The following is a 22273-nucleotide window of genomic DNA, read 5'->3' as shown; positions in this document are numbered from 1 at the left end:
ATGTTTAATATTTTTCACAAAAAAGTATCTATTTAAAACAAAAAAGCCCAATAGGTTTCTTTCTATCAGACTTTTTCATAAATTTATATTCTTTTTCTTACTATTCCCTTATCTGCCCTTCTCCTCTAATCACATATTTCGTCGTAGTCAGCTCTCTTATTCCCATAGGCCCACGAGCGTGAAGTTTTTGCGTGGAAATTCCGATTTCTCCACCAAAACCGAATTCTCCTCCGTCGGAAAATCTTGTAGAAGCATTTAAATAAACGTTCGCTGAATCTACTTCGTTTAGGAATTTTTCAGCATTTTCTATAGATTTTGTCAAGATTGAGTCGGAATGGTGCGTTCCATGATTATTTATATATTCAATTGCTTCATCTATGTTTTTAACTAATTTTAGTGACATTATTAAATCTAGATATTCAGCCCCAAAATCTTCTTCTGTTGCCAATTTTACATCTTTTCTGTTTCCAACAATTTCTAATGCTTCTTTGTTGTACCTTAGCTCTACACCATCTTTTAAAAGCATTTCTGTTAATTCTGGCAAGATTGCTTTTGCAATGTTCTCGTGAATAAGTGTTGTTTCGATAGCATTACATACACTTGGACGCTGTACTTTGGCATTTTCGATAATTGGTAATGCCTGCTTTATATCGGCTGTTTCGTCTACAAATATGTGACAGATTCCTGCACCTGTTTCTATCATTGAAATTGTTGCGTTTTCTATGATAAATCTTTTTAATCCTTTTCCCCCTCTTGGGATAATTACATCAATATACTTGTCTGCACGGATTAAGTCCTTCACAAGTTCCCTTTCTGGCTTTTCTACAAGCTGAACTGTATTTTTTGGCAATCCGTGAGCATCTGCAACTCTATTTAATAAATTATTCAAATAAATATTTGAATTCAGGGCATCTTCTGACCCACGTAAAATTATCGCATTTGAAGATTTTATTGCAAGTCCTGCCGCATCTACTGTAACGTTTGGACGAGATTCGTAAATCATTCCGATTACTCCAAGCGGAACTCTTTTTTTTACAATATTCATTCCATTTTTATGGTTCCATCCTGTAATAACTTCTCCAATTGGATCTGGAAACATAGCCATTTCACGCAGACTTTGAGCCATTCCTTCAATTCTGCTGTCTGTAAGCTCCATTCTATCCAGCAAGGAAAATGCCATTCCATTTTTCTTACCATTTTCCATATCTATTTTATTCGCAGCCTTTATTTCTTCTTTTTTATTTATCAGTTCCTCTGCTATTGCAAATAATACGTCATTTTTAGTTTTTGTTCCAATTTTCAAAAGTTTCCTTGAAGCGGCTTTTGCTTTTTTTCCAAGTTCTTCTATATAATTCATACTTCCCTCATTTCTTCTTATCATTCTGTAAAACCATGTTAAAGTATTTATAATAATTCTTATTTTCTCATAACAACATTGTCAATATGAATCACAGCATCGTCATATTTATATCCTAAGATTTCTTCTATATTTTCACTTTTTTCCCCTTTTATCAAGTCTATCTCTTCTGATGAATAATTTGAAATTCCTGTTGCAATAATATTTTTTTCTAAATCTTCTATTTCAATTACAGCCCCCTTGTCAAAGATTCCTTCTATATGTTTTATTCCTACAGATAATAAGCTTTTTCCATTTTTTAGGGCTAACTTTGCTCCATCATCAATAATTAATACCCCTTCTTTGTTCGTTCCATAAGCAAGCCAGTATTTCCTGAGACTAATTTTTTTATTCTTTTTTACAAAAAGTGTACCTATATTTTCCTTTTCCACAATCCTAGTAATATTTCCTGGATCGTCTCCACTAGCAATTACTAGATTTATACCTATTTTTGTTACCATTTCCGCAGCAATAATTTTTGTTATCATTCCACCAGTACCAAATTTTGAGCCTTCAGTTCCTGCCATCTGTTTTATATCTTCACTAATATCCCCAACCATATTAATCAGGTTCGCATCTTCATATTTTCGAGGATTTTTGTTATAAAGTCCATCAATATCTGACAAAATAATTAATAAATCTGCATCAATCAATCCTGAAACAAGTGCTGACATCGTATCATTGTCTCCAACCTTGATTTTCAAAGCATTAGATACAATTGCATCATTTTCATTTATAATTGGAATAATTTTTCTTTTCAAAAAAGCATTACAAACATTTCTCATATTCAAGTACCTTTTTCTATTTGAAAATTCCTCTTTTGTCAACAATAGTTGCCCGATTATCTTGTTATGCTCTTTAAAAAGAGTTTGATAAATTTGCATAAGTGAAACTTGTCCAACTGCTGACAGCATCTGTTTTTCTGCCAAAGTTTTAGGCTTTTCACTTATATTAAGCAGTCCCATTCCAGCTCCAACTGCACCAGAAGTTACAAGTATTACATCATATCCTTTATCTTGTAAATTACTTAGTTCCAGCACAATTTTCTTTATTTTTTCAATATCTAAATGTCCATCTTCAGTCGTAAGTGTAGAAGTTCCAACTTTTACGACTATCCTCTGTATATTTTCCAAGATTTTTTCTCTTGTATTACTATTTTTCATATTTCCCCTATTCTCCTGTTTAACATTTTTGTGTATTTTGAATTTTTAATATAAGGGCATAAAATTCTATGCCCTTAAAATTTACTCAAACTATTTTTTCAATTTATTACAGAGACTTGTATTTAAACAAGTGTACCCTCCAGCAACAGCTCCTGCTCCCAATGCTACAGCAGTACAAGAACTCAAGCTCATAACCAATGCAATTATTACTCCTATAATTTTAACTTTTCTCATTTTTCTTACCTCCAATTTTGGTTTCTTTCTTAAAATAACCTAGAAAGGTTCATATTATTTTAACATTTATTTCTTTACAACCATAGATAATTTCAATATTTTTATCTTAACTTTTACGTATCCACACAGAAATTTTTTCAGGTTCAACTTTAAAATTGGCATTTCCTTCCTCATCTATTGTAATGTCTTCATACCCACTACCTGTAACTTCCTGCCAAACTTCTCCTACTCTTTCTCTTCCAAGCTCAATTTGTATTTCTTCTTCCTCTTCAGAATTTGAAAGTACGGCTACACATCCAGTCCATTCATCTCTTCCCGTTCTTTGAATTGCAATTACATTTGGATTATCCAGATAATTTATTTGTTCTCCATAAGCATGTATTCTTCGTACTTCCAGAAGTTTGTCAATTATCCATTGATGCGGGCTTTTTTCTCCTCCCACTCCGTAGTAATCGCCATAAAACAGGCATGGATAGCCATCTTTTGATAATAATATTATAGCATATGAATGGGGAATAAACCAGTCTTCCACTTGTGATTCTAAAGCACTTCCTTTTTGAGAATCATGATTATCCACAAATGTTACCGCTGCCATCGGGTTTGTTGCCACTATTGTATGTTCAAAAATTTCTCTTAAATCATAATCCTTTTTCTTTTTAGAAGCATCATACATATTAAAGTGTAGTCCAACATCAAACAAATCGGTTTTATAACCAACATTATCCAAATATTCCTTCAATTTTTCTAAGTCATTTCGCCAGTATTCTCCAACAGAATAAAATTTTTCTCCGTAAGCTGCTCTTACTTGTGTCAAAAATTCAGCTATAAACTCATCTTTTATGTGTTTTACCGCATCCATCCTGAATCCATCAATTTTTAATTCATTTACAACCCATTTTCCCCAACGGATTACTTCCTCACGTACTTCAGGATGTGAAAAATCAATATCGGCATTCATCAGATAATCATAATTCCCAAGTTCAGAGTCAACTCCCTCATCCCAGTCCTTGTTTTCCCCAACAATTTTATAAATTGCAGTTTTACCAGTTTTATTATCAAAATCTACTCCATCGAAAAGATTATAATTCCACTTGAATGCAGAGTATTTATCATTTCTTCCAGGAAAAGTAAATTTTGTCCAGCCTTCTATTTCAAAAGGCTCGGTTATTTCCACGGTTCTGTCTTCAGGATCAACTTCTATTGCCAAAAAATTCTCTGTTTCATCAGCTCCGCCCTTATGATTCAAGACAGTATCCAAATACACATTTATATTGTATTTATGAAGTTCTTCTATTGCTTCAATCAGTTCCTGCTTTGTACCATATTTCGTTCTGACAGTTCCTTTCTGGTCAAATTCCCCCAAGTCCCATAAATCATAAGCACCATAACCGACATCTGCTTGTGAAGTTCCTTTATATGCTGGTGGAATCCATACTCCACTTACTCCAATTTCACTTAGGTGCCTTGCATCTTCCTTTAATCTTTGCCAATGTTTTCCATCATTTGGTAATTTCCACTCAAAATACTGTATCATTACTCCATTTTCCATTAAAACATCCTCCTTTTACAATATTTTTCAGCTTTCCAGTTTTATTCCCTTTTTTTCTATAAATTTAACAACTTCCTTCAAATCTTCTTCTGTATCCACACCTATTACGTTTGAATCAGTTTCCAAAACCTTTATTTTATATCCATTTTCAATAAACCTCAATTGCTCAAGCGACTCTATCTTTTCCAAAACGCCGTCTCTTAGATTTTTCAGTTCATTTAAAAATTTTGCTGTATATCCATAAATTCCAATATGCCTGAAATATCTTATATTTTCACTATTATTTTTATCACGTTCGTATGGAATTACTGAACGGCTAAAATAAATGGCATTGTCATTAAAGTCTGTAATTACCTTTACGTGATTCGGATTTTCAATTTCATTTTGAGTTTTCATTTCCTGCTTCAATGTAACAATTTCCGATTTTTCATCTCTATAGTTATTTGCCAGAATATTAATCGATTCAATGTCAATTAATGGCTCATCTCCCTGAATATTTATAATAAAATCGTAGTTTTTGTATTCATTTTTATTAATAACTTCTATTATTCTGGAAGTTCCATTCTGATGATTTTCAGCTGTCATAACCACATTCCCGCTAAATTTTTTTACTGCCTCAAAAATTCTCTCATCATCAGTAGCCACAACAATCTCATCAATATCAGCATTTTTTGCTCTTTTGTAAACCCATTCAATCATAGTATGCCCGCAAATATCCTTGAGTGGTTTCCCCTCAAACCTGCTAGATGCATATCTTGCTGGTATAACTCCCAATATTTTCATAACCATTTTTCTCCTTTTTTTCAACAATTTTATAAAATTACAATAATATTCTTTTAAAACCAAACTTAAAACTATACTGTTTTATACTAAACTCATAGAATTAGTATTAAATCTCAGATAAGCTTAAATATATTTTACCACATTTTCATCTAAATTACATTATATTTATATCAGATAAATAAAAAAAGAGCCGTTTCATTTCTAAACAGCTCAATTTCTATCTTTTATGCAAGCCCAAGCGTTATAAATCTCAAAATACGTCTAAATAGAGATAACTGTTTATAATCATTCTGTGCCACAATATCAACAGTTCCTACAACCTTGTTATCATTTGACAGAACTTCAAGTTTACCTATTACATCTCCTTTGGAAATTCCTTCTTTTTCAGCTGAGACTTGTAAATCTTTTACTTCAAATTTATAATTTGTATTATCAATCTGGTAGACATTTGTTGATAAAACACCTTTTATTTCTTTTGCTTCAGCATTTTTTATCTTAAACTTTTTATTAATTTCCTGTCCTGCCTTGTAAACTGGTATCATACGTTTTTCCAGCTGTGTAAATTCCTGCTCTTGATCTTCTGTTCTGGCATTATCACTCTTGTTTCCTAATGTTACCGAGATAATTTCAAGATTCCCTATTTTACTTGATACTATCATGTTGTAACCAGCCTGTGCATGAAATCCTGTTTTTAAGCCGTAAATACCAAACTGGTCTAAAAGATGATTTCTATTGTTGTAAACAACATCTTCACCTTCTGAATTTTGCAATACCAACTCTGATTCCTTCATCCATGCACGTAATCTTTCATCTCTTATAGCTCTATTTCCAAGCAAATACATATCATATGCTGTTGAAATATCCATATTTTTATTTGTCATCGAAGGCGGCAATCCTGCTGGTGTATAATAACGTGTATCATTCATTCCCAGTTCTTTAGCTTTATCATTCATTAATTTTACAAAATTATCAATATTTCCTTTTCCAATATGATGTGCAACTAAATATGCAGCATTATTTGCTGAATAAATAATTTCTGCACGAAGTAAATCTTTTAATGTATAGCAATCTCCAGCCTTTGCATTCAGCCAGCTTCCACCCATATTTACAAATTCAGGTGTAAAGCATATTTTATCATCTAACTTTGCATTTCCCCTGTCAACCTGTTCCAATGCCACTAAAATATTCATAACCTTTGTAAGTGAAGCTATCGGATGCTTCTGCCTTGACATTTTTTCCTTTAAGACTTTTCCATCTGTAGTGGCAATAAATTTTATAACCTCTCCGTAATAATGTGAAGCTCCTTCATGTTCATGTTCTATTGCCTTTACAAGTTTTCTTCTGTGCTTTGTTTCTTCTGAATTGCTATCTTTTAATGAACTAGTTTTATTTTGCCATTTTTCAGATTTACTCTTCCAATTTGATGATCGATTTTGATTATTTTCAGTATATTCATTATATTCCTCATGCTTAGAATTTCTTCTTTTTTTACCGTGTCTAAAATGTTTTGAATACCCTCTTCTCGTTGCCTGTTCTATTTCACTAGAACCATCTTCTCTTGTTGTAGAATTTTTACTTTTCTCCTCCTTGACAGTAATCCCCTCTTTAGATGAATCTTGCTCTCCTTCTGCATAGATAAGAACAGCAAACAATGCCAACACTCCAAAAATCAAAACTCTTTTTATCTTTTTAACCATTCTTTTCCTTTCTACATTTATTTATACTAAAAATCTATTTACTAATTCCTTTTTTCTTTAAATTATCTAGATTATATTTACAGTAGTCCCTGATTTCACATATATTACATTTGGGCTTTCTTGCTATACATTTATCCCGCCCATGTAAAATCATATAATGCGAATACACAAACCAATCTTTTTTGGGCACAAATTTCATAAGTTCCCGTTCAATAATCTCAGGATTATCATTTTTTACAAATCCTATACGGTTAGATAATCTCTTAACATGAGTATCAACAACAATTCCTTCTCGAATATTCCAAAGCTCTCCAAGAACAACATTTGCAGTTTTTCGTCCGACACCTGGCAATTCTACAAGTTTTTTCAAATCCTTTGGAATTATATCATTATATTTTTCAAGCATCATCTCAGCATTTAATTTTATATTTTTTGCCTTGTTCTTATAAAAACCTGTTGATTTTATATATTTTTCAAGTGTTTCTAAATCCATTTTTCTAATGTCCTCAGGTTTTCTAACAACTTTAAAAAGCTCCTTTGTAACAATGTTTACACGTACATCGGTACATTGAGCTGATAAGATGACTGCTACCATTAGCTGATAAGGAGTCTCAAATTCTAATGCAGCTTTTGGATTGCCAAATTTTTCTTTTAATATTGGAAATATCTTTTTCAATCTTTCCTTTTTTGTCATTTTCCCTCTCCAAAAATTTTTATGAATACACTAAAACTATCTGATATTTCTTATTCCTTCTAAAATAAGAAAATGTATCGGATAAAATAAATAAAAAAAATATTTCATACTTCTTCCTTTTTTTCCATTATACATAAAAATAAAGATTAATGAAACTATTGAAAAAAACTGTGTTTTTGTTAGCTTAAAAATATCGGGAAATAATAAATTAAAAGTATTTAATATAAGAAAGTTCATTAATATACAAAATTTACTATTTCTAGAAATATTAAAATTTACAATTAATAAAATTCCGTATGCCCCATAATCCATTTCAAGCCATTGAGAAATAAATAATATAAAACTCATCAGAATAATTTTTATTATCCATAAAAATATCTGATTTTTTATGTATTTTTTCTTAAAATTAAGTATATAAATTGTTAGAAGTCCTAAAAACAATGTAAAGAATATGTTTATAGGGTATTTATGACCAAATATGACAGATGGTATTTGTATACCTATTGCAAAAATAAAAAGTCTATATAAATATTTTTTTAAATTTCTAGTATGTACATATCCTTCACTTAGCGTAAATGCAAATATTGGAAAAGCAATTCTCCCAACAATATTTAAAATCACATTTCCACCGATAATATAATGATAATGATCCACAAACATTGCTATTATTCCAATTATCTTTAAAATAAATAAACTCAATTCATCTCCTAAATTCAATTATCTACACTTAATTTTTACTCACAGTAATTTCCAAAATTCCTTTTTATTTTTTTAACTTAAAAATCTCCTAAATCTAAATATTTTACATAAAAAACTATCTTTTTCTATGATAAATTCCAATATTTAAAGAAATTTTAAAAAAACTATTATATTTAATAATATCATTTTTTCACTTTAATTTCAAGAATTTTTTTTGTAGATTTGGAGCAAAAATTAAAGACGTATTATTTATCAAATTTCATTAATTTTTCGACATTTCTGCCAATATTATCCCTCCAGCCACAGACACATTCAACGAGTTTATTTGACCCTTCAAGTGTATTTTTACAATCTTGTCGCAATGTTCCTTTACTTTTTTACGCATTCCATTTCCTTCGCTTCCAAGCACAAGACATACTTTTTCTGGGTAATTTTCCTCATAATAATAATTTTGCCCGTCAGCTTCTGCACCGTAAACTGTATATCCATATTTTTTTAATTTGTCAATCGTATCAGAAATATTTGTAACTTTTATAATATCCACATGCTCAATTGCTCCTGTCGATGATTTTACAACAGTTCCCGTAACTTTCACACTATTTCTGTCTTGAATAATAATCCCATCCACTCCAAAGCACTCTGCACTTCTTATAATCGCCCCAAAGTTTCTTGGATCCTGAATCTGATCTAGTACAACTACTCTTGACTTTTCTTTTCTCAAAAGCTTTTCCAAAAATGCAGAAAAATCCATATAATAATCAAATTCTGAAACAAGTACCACAACCCCCTGTGAATTTTCAGTCCGTCTATCAGTATAAAAAATCTTTATATTCCTTTTACTTGCCAAATTCAATATTTCCTTGATTGTTTCCTTCTTTATCTTCTTATAAATTTCCAGTTTCTCAATATTTTTATCCGATTTCAATACTTCAATTACCGGATTTATACCTATTATCTTCTCCATTCTTTTTTCTCTCTTTCTATTATTATCTATTAAAAATTTTTTCTACTATTAATTTCTATTTATTAAATTATTACTTTCAAATTATTTTGATTGCTATTTCCCTTTGTTTCGCAACAATGATTATTTGTATATATTCAAATAATCATAATAGCAAAAGTGCTACGCATTATCCCTGACTTATCTGAGGGGGGTTTTTTAATAAAAACTAAACAAAATTTGAATCAAAAAAATATCTGTTATAAATTTCCGAGATTTTAATTTTTCAGTAAAAGACAACTTGTTCGAGCTTTTCTGTCTTACTTAAATTTATAATAACTTTATGAGGCTAAAATAACTTTTGTTAAAAGCGAGTTTTGTCTTTTGCTGTAAAATTAAAATTCGAAAAGCGAGGATGCAAGGGCATGGCGTCTGATGCCCTTGCTTAAAATAACCTCAAAAATAAAATTTTAAAAATAAAAATTATTAATAAAAACAACCTAAAATTAGAAAAAATAATTTTTCTCTTTTAAATATATTTTATACTAATTTAACCTCAAAATCAAATAAAAATATTTACCAATTTAATTAATATAAAAAAGGAATGCTCTTATAAAAAACACTCCTTAAATTATATTAATTTTTATTATTTAAATTATAACCAGTCACTTCTATACATTCTGTATTCAATTTCAGGAAAGATATTATCTCTACTTTCGATTTCATTTATCCATCCTTCATCTAATCTTCCATTTTTGAAATCTTCATAAATTTTGAACAATCTATGGACATGATCACTTATTTTTTTGTGAGCATAACCAACCATTGTTCCTGTGTACATTATAAATTCCCAGCAAGAAGTCTGTGCCATCAATAATTCTCTTGCGGCCTGATTTAATGCTCTGTATTCCAATTCATTGTATGGCTCTCTTCCGTTTGCCAGTTCTATCATTTTTTGTGCGGCTTTATGTAGATGTCTGTATGCGTAATCATTTGAGCCATCTATCCAAACGTCATAATAACCGTTTGCTCCCCAGCTTGACATACTTACGTCAACTATTTGATTTGTAGGATATAATTCTAAATATTTGTATGGTGTTATTGTAGAAAAATTAGATTCTGCTATTGCTCTGAATACCCATTCTAGGAATATTGGTCCTTCATACCACCAATGACCGTATAATTCAGCATCATAAGGTGATACTACAATAGGTTTTCTATATTTCATTTTTGAAGCGAGGTATTCTATTTGTTTTGAACGGTTGAAGACAAAGTTATAGGCATGTTCTTTTGCCCTTTCTGCTGCTGCCTGTGGATTATAAACAGCTTTGTAAGTTCCTTTTTTATCTGTTATTGCATGATATTTTATTCCAATGTTTCTTCTTACTCCATCACTATGCAAATAAGGCTTTACAAGTTCATAATCCAGTTCATAACCGGCATCTTTATGAAATTCACGGTAAAGTCCATCTCCAGGATAACCTGATTCAGAACTCCAAACTTGCTCAGACGACTCTAAATCTCTTGCAAATGCAGCTACGTAGTTTTTTGTGTAGACTGGTGAATAAATACCATAAACTGGACGTGGATTACTGTGCATAATTCCATGTGCATCTACTAAAAAGTATCTTATTCCATGTTTTTCAAGGAATTTATCCTGTCCTGGATAATAAGCACATTCAGCTAGCCAAATTCCTTTTGGATTTCTTCCAAAGTTTTTTATATAATCTTTTTTTGCCATAAAAACTTGAGCATTTACTGCTTCAGGATAATCCTTCATAACTGGTAAAAATCCATGTGTTGCTGTAACAGGAATGATTTCAAGATTCCCCTGATCTTGAAATTTTCTAAATGCTCCTACCAAATCTCTATTGTATTTTTCTTCGAATACTTGTTTCGCTCTTGTATTAAACCATAGGTTGTGTTTTGCAACATTTAGCATATCAGGATATGGACTCAGTCTTTCCACTTCATTTTCACAAAATTCTATCAATTTGTCTATATGACGAATATATCTTTCTCTTAATAACTCATCATTTAACATATTTACAAGTGTCCCAGACATTGTGATTGTTATATTCCAAGGAATATTATCCCTTGTTAAGCTTTCAAACATTTCTAGTAGAGGAACATACGTTTCTGTAATTGCTTCATATAACCAATCTTCTTCCAAAAATTCTTTATACTCTGGATGTCTTACATACGGCAAATGTGCATGTAAAACAAGACTAAAATATCCATTCATAATTCTTCCTCCATATTCTATAAAATTTTTATATATTATATTTATACCACATTTTCCTACAAATTCAAAATTTTTTTATACAAAATCGACCTAAAAATATGGTATAATAACTTTATGGCATATGAAAAAGATTATAGAAAAAGAATTTTAAATTTTTATTACGAAAATGGAAAAACAAAAACATTATTTCAATTCAACATAAGTTCCAGCACATTGTACAGATGGATAAAACTTAAGAAGGAAACAGGAGATCTTTCATCAAGAACACGGAAAAGAAAATTTAAGGTGCTTGATCCTGAAAAACTTGATGAATATATGAAAAATCCAGAGAATGCAGATAAATACATCCGTGAAATAGCAAAAGATTTTGGCTGTGGAAAGGAGACAGTGAGAGTAGCACTAAAAAAATCAGGATACACAAGAAAAAAAACAGACAAAATACAGGGAGCAGGATGAGAAAAAAGTAAATAGATATTTAAAAAAATTATCAGAAGCAGGTTCAGGCAGAGAAATAATCTATATTGATGAAATAGACTTTGACGAATATTACTACCGTGAATACGGCTGGAGTAAAAGGGGAATATATGTTGAAGGGAAGAAAAGAGGATTAAGATATTTAAGAATAAACCTGGTTGCTGGAAAAATAGGGAATGCACTGATAGGAAGTATGGTATACAGGGAAACAATGGAAAGTGAATTTTTTTAAGAATGGTTCAGGAAGAGATATTGAAAAATTAGGGAAGAAAGTTCTAATAGTGATGGATAATGCCAGATTTCATAGAAAGAATATATTAGAAAAGATAATAAAGGGGACGGGACATTGTCTATTATTTCTTCCGACGTATTCTCCGTATTTAAATCCAATAGAAAAATTATGGGCTAATATAAAGAAAAAATTAAAAGACATAGCCCATAATTTTAATACACTAGAAGAAGCAGTTACTTCTGTTTTATTTAATAAATTAGTTCAGTTTTAAACAGGTTTTACTATATATTACGATAAACTAAAAAATGTAAAAACTCATGATAATTTCATGTTAAAATGTTAGTAACGACAAAAACATTAACGAAAAGAAATATATCATGAGCCATAAATATTTTACCATAAATGAAAGAAATTGCTAAAAGAAAATTACAAAATTTCTAAAATTACTCAAATCCTTAGCAGGTACAGGTCCACCATCTACCGTGAAATCAAAAGAATTAATGGAGAATACTCTTCTTAGAATGCTCAAGAAAATGCCAATGCAAAAGCTGCTAATAAAGGAAGAAATTCAAAAATTACTGCTGAATTGAAAAATCTGATAGAGAACAGACTCTGCAAGACTTAGTTACCTGAACAAATTGTAAAGGGGAACTATCATTTAAAACTATCTACAACTGGCTGTACAGTAATTTTCTGGATGTTTCCCTGAATGTCTTCAGAAGAAAGAGAAGGAGAGCGAAAACTAAGGAGACAAGAGGAAAATTCAATATAGGGAAGTCACCGGAAGAAGTCAAGAAAAAAGAAGTGCTAAACTCGGTAGTTTCAGCAAGAGTAGAAAGCAAAGCCTGCTTTGCAACATTTGTGGAATTGAAGACACGATTTTATATAGCAATAAAGATGAAGGATAGAAGCAAAGATTCAATGATGAAAGCAATAAAACAGGTGACAGCCTGTATTCCAAAAGGAACATTCAAGACTTTCACATCAGACAGAGGCAAGAAATTTTTATGCTGGGAATAGATTTCTATTTTGCAGATCCTTATTAACGGTCTTCTAAGGGAATTTTACCCCAAAGAAGACCGACATATCAAAAATAGATACAAAAGACTTGATAAGAACCTTAATGTTGATAAATTCGAGACCAAGAAAATGTTTAAACTATGCAACACTATTTGAAAAATTTTTACACGAAATTAGTTTTAAAAAAAAATTTGGTAAAATGTTGCAATTTATGATAATTTTTAGCAGTTCAATTTTAAATAGATTTGGAAACATAGATTAAAAACCTAAAATTTTACCAACTCTTTCTTTTTCATTTTCCCATTCTTTTCCGTAGTAAGCTTTCAAGTAAATTTCTCTTAATTCTTCCATTAGCGGGTATCTTGGGTTAGCTGGAGTACATTGGTCATCGAAAGCATCTAGCGACATTTCATCTACAGCTTCCAAGAAGTCTTTTTCAGGCACTCCCCATTCTTTAATGCTTGCTGGAATTCCTATTTTTCTATTTAATTCATTAATTCCTTTAATTAAATTTTCTACTTTTTCTTCTTTAGTATTTCCGCCAAATCCTAGATAATCGTTCATTTCAGCGTATCTTTGCATTGCATCAGGGTATCTATATTGAGGGAATAATCCCATCTTTGTTGGAGCCTCAGCTGCGTTGAAACGGATAACCTCTTCAAGAAGCATAGCATTTGCAATACCGTGTGGAACGTGGAATTTTCCTCCAAGTTTGTGTGCAAGCGAGTGATTTATTCCTAAGAATGCATTTGCGAAAGCCATTCCTGCAAGACATGAAGCATTTGCCATTTTTTCTTTTGCTTTAATTGCTTTTGAACCTAATTCTACTGATTCTGGCAAGTATTTGAATACAAGTCTAGCCGCTTCTTTTGAATAAGGTTTTGTGTATTCTGTCGCCATAACTGAAACATAAGACTCAAGAGCATGTGTGAATACATCAATTCCAGAAGCTACTGTAAGCCCTTTCGGCATTGTAAGCATAAGTTCAGGATCGTTAATTGCTACATTTGGTGTCAATGCGTAATCTGCAAGAGGGTATTTGATTCCAGTTTCATCATCTGTAATTACAGAAAATGGAGTTACTTCCGAACCAGTTCCAGCCGATGTTGCTACTGCAACAAATTTAGCTTTTTTACCCATTTCAGGAAATTCAACAATTCTCTTTCTAATATCCATAAATCTCATTGCCAAATCTCTAAATCGAAGTTCTGGATGTTCATACAATACCCACATAATTTTAGCGGCATCCATTGCAGAACCTCCACCAAGAGCAATAACGACATCAGGATTATATTCAAGCATTGCTTTTGCTCCAGCCTGAGCTGAACTTAATGTTGGATCCTCTTTTACTTCTGAGAATATTCTATAATCGATATGTATGCTGTCAAGCACTTTTGTAATATGTTCTGTGTATCCTAATTCAGCCAATACTTTATCCGTTACGATAAATGCTTTTTTGTGGCTTCCTTTCAATTCTTCTAAAGCTGTTGGAAGCGATCCATATTTAAAATAAATTTTTTCAGGAACTTTAAACCATAACATATTTTCTCTTCTTTCTGCAATTGTTTTTACGTTTAATAAGTGTTTTACTCCTACATTTTCTGACACAGAATTTCCTCCCCATGAACCGCATCCAAGTGTTAATGACGGTTCTAATTTAAAGTTGAATACATCTCCGATTGCTCCAAGTGATGCTGGCATATTGATTAATGTACGTCCTGTTTTCATCAATCTTCCGAATTTGTCTATTTTTTCTTTTTCAGCTAAATTAATATATAATGAAGACGTATGTCCCAATCCACCAAGTTTTACTAATTCATCAGCTTTTTTAAGTCCATCTTCAAAATCTTCTGATTTATACATTGCAAGCACAGGTGATAATTTTTCGTGTGCAAATGGTTCTTCAATTCCAGTAGACTCAACTTCCCCAATTAACACTTTTGAACTTTTTGGAATTTCAAACCCTGCCATACCTGCAATAATATATGCACTTTTTCCAACTATATCGGCGTTTAGATTTCCATTTATAAATAATATTTCTCTTACTTTATTTAGTTCTTCGTCGTTAAGGATATAAGCCCCTCTGTTTAAAAATTCATTTCTTACTTTATCATAAATTTCTTTATCTATAATTACAGACTGTTCTGTTGCGCAGATTACTCCATTATCAAATGTTTTAGACATTAAAATATAGTTTGCAGTCATTTTTATGTCTGCTGATTTGTCAATTACAACCGGTGTATTTCCAGCTCCAACCCCAATCGCAGGAGTTCCTGATGAATAAGCAGATTTAACCATTCCTGGTCCACCTGTAGCAAGTATCAGGTCAACGCTTGCCATAAGTTCTCTTGATAGTTCTACGCTTGGTTCGTCAATCCATCCGATTATATCTTTTGGCGCTCCGTATTTTACTGCTGTTTCCAAAGCAATTTTGGCTGTTTCAATTGTTGCCTGCTTTGCTCTTGGGTGTGGCGAAAATATTATTGCGTTTCTTGTCTTTAATGAGATTAATGTTTTGAACATTGCTGTTGAAGTTGGATTTGTTGTTGGTATAATACCTGCGATAATCCCTATCGGAGTTGCAATTTTTTTAACTCCGTAAGATCTGTCATCTTCCAGCACGCCGCAAGTTTTTTCGTCTTTATATTTATTGTAAATGTATTCAGAAGCAAAGTGATTTTTTATAACTTTATCTTCTACGATTCCCATTCCAGTTTCTGCTACTGCCAGATTTGCCAGAGTAATTCTTTCATCATTCATTTTTTGAGCCACTTTTCTAAAAATTTTGTCGACTCTTTCCTGATCAAATGTTGCAAATTCTTCCTGAGCTTTTCTAACTCTTTGAATAAGTTCCTTTAAACTTTCTAAATCCTTAACTACTGCCATTTTTCCTCCTATAAATAAAGCATATATTTTGTTACATTCCTTATAAATTATATAATACTCTATTTTATCAAAAAACTCAAGTGTTTTTTTTCACTTTCTCATTATAATTTATATTTGTATAACAAAGTTTATATCAAAAACTAAAAAAATCCAAAATTTACAAATACATAGAAATGTAGTATAATAATCAATATACGTAACAAAATAGGTTTTGTAAACCAAAATAAATATAGAAAAAAAACACTTAAAAATCATCCAAGTTTTAGAATATGTTCCAATTTATAGAAATATGTTGAGAAAAGAGCACAAATTAAGATTAAGAGGTGTGTATCACAATGAATAAGGGGCTGTCTCAAAAAGATTAAAATTTTGAGTTCAGCTTCTTTTTTGTCTAAAAAAAAGATAAAATCTCGGCAAAATGGTATAATTGAATTATGACAAATAACAATAACCATTCAACTAATTGTACTACATTTTTTCCAAATTATCAATTATTTTTGCCTATGGACACGACAAACGCATGAATATTTTAAACTATTTTTTTATATTTATTCATTTTTTTAACAACAACTTTTCTATAATATCAAAAAATAATTTTAAATATCTTCTTATATCTAATGATATGATATATCTCTTTATCCTTCTGCTAAATTTCTTTCTGAACGGCAGTTCTTCCAGTATCGAGATTGCTAATTTCCTTAGAATATTTAAGTTTCTTGCCGCATTTTTGTTTAATGTCTTATTTGCATCTTCTCTGAATGTCACATCCAGTATCCAATGATAACTTTCTATTGCCCAATGTCCTCTTACCGCTCTTACAAATTCTTCCACTCCCCCTTCTATATTCGTTATGTAATACCTTTTCTGTTCCTGCTTTTTTCCATTTTCTTCTGTTGTTAAAATTGATGCGCCTATCCCTTTTACTTCTTTCCATTCCTTATTTCTTTTAATAAGCCATTCTGTTTCTTCAGTATAGTAATATTCCCTAGTTTCCAGTCGACCCCTTTGCTTTTCTGTTTTCCTGCTGTACATTCCTTCTTCCTTTAATTTTTTTCTGAATCCCTTGTCAGCAAAGTAATCTTCTATATCTTCTTTTAAAGTCTTCTGGTTCCCTTTTACCTGGAGACAGAAATAGCCCTTCTTCTTTCCTATCTTTTTTATGATTTCTTTCTGGGTTCCTATCGCATCTATTGTAACTATACATTCCTTTACTGAGATTTTATCAAGCAGACGTAATATCACTTCTATCTCATTCCCTTTTCCTTCAACCGCCACTTGTGAATAACAGATTCCATCTTCTTTAGAATACGCAGATACTATGTCTAATGGGCTGTTGTTTTTATTCTTCATTCCGTTTAAAAATTTCCCATCAATATTCAATATTTTTCTTATTTTTTTATATTCCCCGGAAATTTTTAGCTCCATCCATTTTGTCAAAAGAACTTCTGTAACTTCAGGCTCTATTGTAGCCATGACTCTTTGAATAGTATCATGCGGCAGCTCCAAGTATCTTTTTAATGTTTTAAGATACAGTTTCCCAAATTCCTCAATCTCTTCCCAATATTCAACATTCGCAAGCATAGCAAAAAGAGTAATCACAACAATGTCACTTAACTTGTGTTTTATTTTTGAAGCCTGTCGCTTGTCCTCTATTTGAGTAATATATATTAACAATTCTTTTAGATTTTGGTTATTTTCCGACATTTTTACCAGCTTCTTTCATAAAATATCTCAGTAATATTATACCTTTTTTTTAGATTTTTTTCATGCGTTTGTCGTGATACAAAGTTTACTGAATTTTTAAACTTTTTTTTATTGTCCTCTAATATTTTATATTTTAATTTTTACTATTTAATAAAAATTCCCGACTCTTATCTATTTCATTTTTTAGCCAGTATAATTTTAAAATTTAAAAATATTATTTAAAATATATTTAAAAAAAATTCTATATCTATGTATAAATTTTTTCTATTATTTTTAAATTAATTTATAATCTTATTAATGTTTTTTTTATTTTTTTTAGGATTGTTTATTGTTGCAAATCCTTATATTGCAAATTTTTCAACAAAAAACTTTTAATTTTCCACTAATAAACTCAATTGTTACATCCGCATTTTCCCCTTCTTCTCCATCAATGCTTACGTCAATTTCTTCTGTAACTTTTTTTATTTCACAGTTTTTGGCTTGTAAAGTTCGGATATAATCGTTGTTTGTTAGATTGCTATTCATTAAGTCTATTAGGATTTTTGGAATATCCAGCGGATTGTCAATGTTTTTTACAATTAGAATATCCATAAATCCGTCATTCATACTGGCTTCATCGATTACATTCTCAAATCCTCCAACACTTTTTCCATTCAGAATTGCGTACAAAATAGCCTTTTCCTTTACTTTCTCATTCCCATCCAGCACAATATCCAAGTCAAAAGTCTTTATATTTGTAAGTTCTCCAAGTCCATTTATGTAATAGGCAATTTTTCCAAACGTCTTTTTCAATGTTTTGTCTGTATTGTAGGAAATTTTAGTAAATAGTCCGCCAGCATACGAAGACAGGAATACCGTTTTTCCATTAATTAACCCAAAATCAATATTTTTAGCAGTCTTATCTGTAATTTTCTCTATCCATTTTTCAATGTTTTCTTCAATTTTCAATGCTTTTGCAAAGTCATTTGATGTTCCTGTCGGAAATATTGCAACTTCTGGAAACTCAATGTTTTTAGAGTAAAGTTCACTTAAACAACGGCTTAATGTTCCATCTCCACCTGATAAAATCAAAATATCATATTTTTCATTTTTTAAAATTTCTGTAAGCAAATCATAATTCTGATTTATGCTGTAAAGTGTCAATGTAATCCCTTTTCCCAGCAGTTTTGTCGTGATTAAATCAAAATTGCTTAAAATCATATTGGCATTTCCAGATTTTGGATTGTAAACCAAAATAGCCTTTTTTAATTTTTCCATAAATTCTCCTATTTTTTTAATTCATTATTTGAAAGAGTTTATAAAATCTTATTAATATTATATTTTTTATATTCTTGTCACATAGATATTATCTCACATCATTTTTTTTATAATTTTTTACAACAAATCAAGATTTTTTTGCTACTCAAATATTTTTATCATTATTTACTTTTACAAAATCTCATTAACTGAATAATCAGAATAAATCTTTTCTCCATCAGTAAGCAACTTTTTCAATTTCATTTTTTCTTCAATTGGTAAATATTCTACAAAAATATTTTTTGCATTTTTTCTCTCTTTCTTCGTTGAATTTTCTAAAAACATTATATTTTCTGGCACTTCAATTTTCGTATCTATCTCTTCAATATTATTTTTGTCCAAATCATCTGTTTTTACCATAAAATCTTCAGAATTTATTATTATGCAAAATCTTTTCTCCACTTCCTGTTTTCCAGCTTCACTTAACTTTTCAGTATTTTCCTGCTCTTTTTCCACAATACTCTCGGAGTTTTCCACATTTTCATTATTTTTAAACTCTATTTTTTCAATTTTCTTGTATTCCAGCTGTTTTGGTTCTTCATTAACTTCAAGATTTTGGCTATTTTCGTCAATTTCATAATTGATTTCGTTTTGCATTGAAAAATCTGTTTTTATAATATTTTCGAGCTTTTCTGTATCCTTGTAGTTATAAAATAATGTAAATGGATAATTGTTTTCCGAATATTCTTCATTTATATCAAAATATGATTTTATAAAATTGTTAAAAGCTGGCTTTTTATCTGAACTTATCACAATCTGACTTTTTTTATCAGTCATTTTTTTATAATAAATTCCAACTGTTAGTAAAAAGTTTTCAAAATTTGACATCTTATATTTATATTTTTCATTTTCATCAAAAATATTTTTTATAATCAAATTTTTATTTTGCTTAAAAAACTGTGCCAGCAATTCTTTAGTCTGTGAATTATACTCCATTTTCCCAATCAAAAATTCTTTTATTTTCTTAAAAATACCAATTTGCGTGTAATCATAACATTTAAAATTATAATCTCTTTTTATCAGTATATTTACAATATTATTATTTGAAGCCTGCTTCACATCCTCCATTTTCACAATAAAATTCCAGTTATAATACTGATTTAAAAGTATTAACAAGTTGGAAATGCTGTAATCAAGCCGTCCAATGAACTTTCTTCCTTGAAAAAGCGAAACCTGGTCAAATTCCATTTTCATTGTAATTTTCTTTTCCGTTTCCAGCTCAATATTTGTATAAAATACCGACTTCATCGGGAAAGATGTGTTAAAAAGCGAATGATAATAAGATAAAGTATCGTCCTTCAACTGCGACACCTTCACATCCTCAACATACACTTTCGTATAATATCTATCTTGAAACATTTCCGTCTTTAATTTATAAACAATATCGTAAAACAAATTCTCGTTCAGCTCTTTAAAATACTCGCCAGAATTAAACCAGACAGCATTTTTATTAAAAAATCCCTTTTGCTTTATGTCAAACATTATATGATTTTTATTTTCTCCAATAAATTTTATATTTTCAAAAAGTACGTTATTTGTCCTGAACGTCGGCATTGGATTTCCAAATCCAAATGGCTTTAACAGTTCTATTATTTGGAAAAATTCGTAAGAAACCTTTTGAATTGGGATTTGCTTATCAATTTCTATTATTTTTACAAAATCCTCTTCTTTCAGTTTTGTTTTTGCAAATTTATTTATTTTTTTCCTAAATAATTCCAAATTTTTTATTCCAATCGTAAATCCAGCCGCTCCAGAATGTCCCCCAAATTTCACAAAAAGTTCAGGCATTGACTGCAACGCCTCCAAAATATTAAAGTTCCCAATGCTTCGGCACGATCCAACTGCTATTCCTTCATCTTCCTTCACTTCAATGATAATCGCAGGCTTGTAATATTTATCCACAATTTTGGAAGCCGCTATACCAATTACACCGTGATGATATTCAGGCGAATAGTCCACAATCACATAATCTTCCTTCAAATCGCTTTCTTCAATGTGTTTTTCCACTTTTTCCACAATTTCATTCTGTAATTCTTTACGCTCAAAATTCTTATTAATCAATTCCTTTACGATTATCTCAATTTCCCTGTCATTATCAGAAATTAGCAATTTTACCACCATTTTTGCATCTTTAAGCCTTCCAGCCGCATTAAAGACAGGTGCTATGATAAAGCCCACATCATATGAATTATACTCAGTTTTCTCATTAAAATCTGAATTTTGCGTACTAAACAATTTATACAGCAAAAATCTAAGCCCCTTATTTTTAGAGCGGCTAAGCTGCTCCAACCCAAACTTAGTCAAAATCCTGTTTTCTTCCACCAGCGGCACAATATCGGCAACCGTACCAATTGCCACCAGATCGAGATATTTATATGCTTTTGCCTTTTTCCCAATTCTTTCATAAAGACAAAGAATTACCATAAAAATAGTCCCAACTCCCGCTAGAAACTCAAAGGAAAATTTATTTTCAGGACGTTTTGGATTCACAACTGTAATAGCGTCTGGAACTTTATCCCCATGTAAATTATGGTGATCAGTAACAATAATTGGCAAATTTATAGAATTTGCAAACTCCACTTCAGGAAATGCTGTAATTCCACAATCCACAGTAATTACCAAATCTGCCCCAGATTCTTTTATTTTCTTCAAAGCCTCATTATTCAGTCCATACCCTTCATCCCGAATAGGAATGTAGTAGTTCACATTTTCCGCCCCAAGCTCTTTTAACGCCATATACAAAATAGATGTCGAAGTAATTCCATCCACATCATAATCCCCATATATCCAAATATTTTTCTGTTCTTTTATCGCCTTTTCAATTTCCAAAACTGTCTTTTCCATATCCTGCAGTCCATAAGGATTCTGAATATTGTCAAGTTTTGGATTCAAAAACTCCCTTACTTTCTTCTCTGTCGTTATCCCTCGTGAATAAAGTATTTTCAAAATATCATTATCAATTACCGAACTTAAATTTGTATTTTCAAAATTCTGTTTTTCAGTCTTACTTTTTTTCAATTTTTTTGTTTTTTCATCATTTTCCTGCTTGTTGTCTCTTTCAATATATTCTCTTTCCTGTCGTGGATTAGGAATGATTTTTGCAGCCCATTTCGTATTTCTCATATTTTATCTCCTCTTTTATATTTTCCCCTTTTATTTTTATACTTAATAATTTTACCACATTTTTTTATCAAAATAAATGCCACCTATTCTAATTTTTTTCTAAAAAATAAGAAAAACCCCTAAAATAAAGGGGAATTT

The 22273-nt window shown here is 30.6% G+C and carries 17 protein-coding genes; 3 read left to right on the top strand and 14 right to left on the bottom strand.

All coding sequences use genetic code 11. The annotated features are described in order from the left end of the window. Positions 1–100: 100 nt before the first annotated feature. The 10 genes from AB8B23_RS02265 to AB8B23_RS02220 all read right to left on the bottom strand — a co-directional run bounded on the left by AB8B23_RS02265 (position 101) and on the right by AB8B23_RS02220 (position 11400). Positions 101–1357 carry a glutamate-5-semialdehyde dehydrogenase gene (locus AB8B23_RS02265; RefSeq protein WP_369713228.1) on the bottom strand — a complete coding sequence of 419 codons (1257 nt, stop codon included), beginning with the start codon at positions 1355–1357 and terminating at the stop codon, positions 101–103. Positions 1358–1416: 59 nt separating this feature from the next. Then, positions 1417–2559, bottom strand: a complete 1143-nt coding sequence (proB, locus tag AB8B23_RS02260; protein ID WP_369713227.1) for a glutamate 5-kinase — start codon at positions 2557–2559, stop codon at positions 1417–1419. A gap of 90 nt (positions 2560–2649) precedes the next feature. Then, entirely contained in the window at positions 2650–2793 is a 144-nt protein-coding gene (locus AB8B23_RS02255; RefSeq protein WP_369713226.1) for a hypothetical protein, read from the bottom strand. Between the two features lie 106 nt (positions 2794–2899). Beyond that, the gene (locus AB8B23_RS02250) at positions 2900–4342 is read right to left on the bottom strand and encodes an alpha-amylase (RefSeq protein ID WP_369713225.1); all 1443 of its coding nucleotides are present in this window, start codon (positions 4340–4342) and stop codon (positions 2900–2902) included. 27 nt (positions 4343–4369) lie between these two features. After that, a complete protein-coding gene (gene kdsB, locus AB8B23_RS02245; RefSeq protein WP_369713224.1) occupies positions 4370–5125 on the bottom strand; it encodes a 3-deoxy-manno-octulosonate cytidylyltransferase in 756 nt (251 codons plus the stop codon). Between the two features lie 224 nt (positions 5126–5349). Then, on the bottom strand, positions 5350–6822 hold the full coding sequence (locus AB8B23_RS02240; RefSeq protein WP_369713223.1) for a D-alanyl-D-alanine carboxypeptidase family protein: 1473 nt from the start codon (positions 6820–6822) through the stop codon (positions 5350–5352). Positions 6823–6856: 34 nt separating this feature from the next. Further along, positions 6857–7516 (bottom strand): endonuclease III, encoded by a 660-nt coding sequence (gene nth, locus AB8B23_RS02235; RefSeq protein WP_369713222.1) that lies wholly within the window; start codon positions 7514–7516, stop codon positions 6857–6859. A gap of 36 nt (positions 7517–7552) precedes the next feature. Next, a complete protein-coding gene (locus AB8B23_RS02230; RefSeq protein WP_369713221.1) occupies positions 7553–8215 on the bottom strand; it encodes a TraX family protein in 663 nt (220 codons plus the stop codon). A 262-nt stretch (positions 8216–8477) separates the two neighbouring features. Further along, complete coding sequence (gene rlmB, locus AB8B23_RS02225; protein WP_369713220.1) at positions 8478–9179, bottom strand: 23S rRNA (guanosine(2251)-2'-O)-methyltransferase RlmB; 702 nt, start codon at positions 9177–9179, stop codon at positions 8478–8480. Between the two features lie 631 nt (positions 9180–9810). Next, a complete protein-coding gene (locus AB8B23_RS02220; protein ID WP_021744121.1) occupies positions 9811–11400 on the bottom strand; it encodes a glycoside hydrolase family 57 protein in 1590 nt (529 codons plus the stop codon). A gap of 114 nt (positions 11401–11514) precedes the next feature. Here AB8B23_RS02220 and AB8B23_RS02215 point away from each other — a divergent pair, with 114 nt between their 5' ends. The 3 genes from AB8B23_RS02215 to AB8B23_RS02205 all read left to right on the top strand — a co-directional run bounded on the left by AB8B23_RS02215 (position 11515) and on the right by AB8B23_RS02205 (position 13126). Then, positions 11515–11856 (top strand): IS630 transposase-related protein, encoded by a 342-nt coding sequence (locus AB8B23_RS02215; RefSeq protein WP_369713219.1) that lies wholly within the window; start codon positions 11515–11517, stop codon positions 11854–11856. A 236-nt stretch (positions 11857–12092) separates the two neighbouring features. Further along, positions 12093–12377 (top strand): transposase, encoded by a 285-nt coding sequence (locus AB8B23_RS02210; RefSeq protein WP_369713218.1) that lies wholly within the window; start codon positions 12093–12095, stop codon positions 12375–12377. A gap of 533 nt (positions 12378–12910) precedes the next feature. Next, positions 12911–13126: a hypothetical protein gene (locus tag AB8B23_RS02205; RefSeq protein WP_369713217.1), complete on the top strand. Its 216-nt coding sequence runs from the start codon at positions 12911–12913 to the stop codon at positions 13124–13126. 258 nt (positions 13127–13384) lie between these two features. Here the strand turns inward: AB8B23_RS02205 and adhE are convergent, their stop codons facing one another. From adhE to recJ, 4 genes are all read right to left on the bottom strand, one after another. Then, a complete protein-coding gene (gene adhE, locus AB8B23_RS02200; protein WP_369713216.1) occupies positions 13385–16012 on the bottom strand; it encodes a bifunctional acetaldehyde-CoA/alcohol dehydrogenase in 2628 nt (875 codons plus the stop codon). A 552-nt stretch (positions 16013–16564) separates the two neighbouring features. Further along, positions 16565–17716, bottom strand: coding sequence for an ISAs1 family transposase (locus tag AB8B23_RS02195; protein WP_369713215.1), 1152 nt, complete (start codon positions 17714–17716; stop codon positions 16565–16567). Positions 17717–18073: 357 nt separating this feature from the next. Continuing rightward, positions 18074–18973, bottom strand: a complete 900-nt coding sequence (locus AB8B23_RS02190) for a diacylglycerol/lipid kinase family protein (RefSeq protein ID WP_369713214.1) — start codon at positions 18971–18973, stop codon at positions 18074–18076. A gap of 171 nt (positions 18974–19144) precedes the next feature. Beyond that, entirely contained in the window at positions 19145–22135 is a 2991-nt protein-coding gene (recJ, locus tag AB8B23_RS02185; RefSeq protein ID WP_369713213.1) for a single-stranded-DNA-specific exonuclease RecJ, read from the bottom strand. Positions 22136–22273 lie beyond the last annotated feature (138 nt).

It is taken from the genome of Leptotrichia sp. HSP-342, assembly GCF_041199995.1.
Classification (GTDB): Bacteria; Fusobacteriota; Fusobacteriia; order Fusobacteriales; family Leptotrichiaceae; genus Leptotrichia; species Leptotrichia mesophila.
This window is presented reverse-complemented; position numbering and strand designations above follow the sequence as displayed.

Coding starts and splice junctions, on each gene's coding strand:
- kdsB (WP_369713224.1), bottom strand. CDS start 5,125: ATGAAAATATTGGGAGTTATACCAGCAAGATATGCATCTAGCAGGTTT.
- recJ (WP_369713213.1), bottom strand. CDS start 22,135: ATGAGAAATACGAAATGGGCTGCAAAAATCATTCCTAATCCACGACAG.
- AB8B23_RS02220 (WP_021744121.1), bottom strand. CDS start 11,400: ATGAATGGATATTTTAGTCTTGTTTTACATGCACATTTGCCGTATGTA.
- adhE (WP_369713216.1), bottom strand. CDS start 16,012: ATGGCAGTAGTTAAGGATTTAGAAAGTTTAAAGGAACTTATTCAAAGA.
- AB8B23_RS02250 (WP_369713225.1), bottom strand. CDS start 4,342: ATGGAAAATGGAGTAATGATACAGTATTTTGAGTGGAAATTACCAAAT.
- AB8B23_RS02190 (WP_369713214.1), bottom strand. CDS start 18,973: ATGGAAAAATTAAAAAAGGCTATTTTGGTTTACAATCCAAAATCTGGA.
- AB8B23_RS02265 (WP_369713228.1), bottom strand. CDS start 1,357: ATGAATTATATAGAAGAACTTGGAAAAAAAGCAAAAGCCGCTTCAAGG.
- nth (WP_369713222.1), bottom strand. CDS start 7,516: ATGACAAAAAAGGAAAGATTGAAAAAGATATTTCCAATATTAAAAGAA.
- AB8B23_RS02215 (WP_369713219.1), top strand. CDS start 11,515: ATGGCATATGAAAAAGATTATAGAAAAAGAATTTTAAATTTTTATTAC.
- proB (WP_369713227.1), bottom strand. CDS start 2,559: ATGAAAAATAGTAATACAAGAGAAAAAATCTTGGAAAATATACAGAGG.
- AB8B23_RS02195 (WP_369713215.1), bottom strand. CDS start 17,716: ATGTCGGAAAATAACCAAAATCTAAAAGAATTGTTAATATATATTACT.
- rlmB (WP_369713220.1), bottom strand. CDS start 9,179: ATGGAGAAGATAATAGGTATAAATCCGGTAATTGAAGTATTGAAATCG.
- AB8B23_RS02255 (WP_369713226.1), bottom strand. CDS start 2,793: ATGAGAAAAGTTAAAATTATAGGAGTAATAATTGCATTGGTTATGAGC.
- AB8B23_RS02240 (WP_369713223.1), bottom strand. CDS start 6,822: ATGGTTAAAAAGATAAAAAGAGTTTTGATTTTTGGAGTGTTGGCATTG.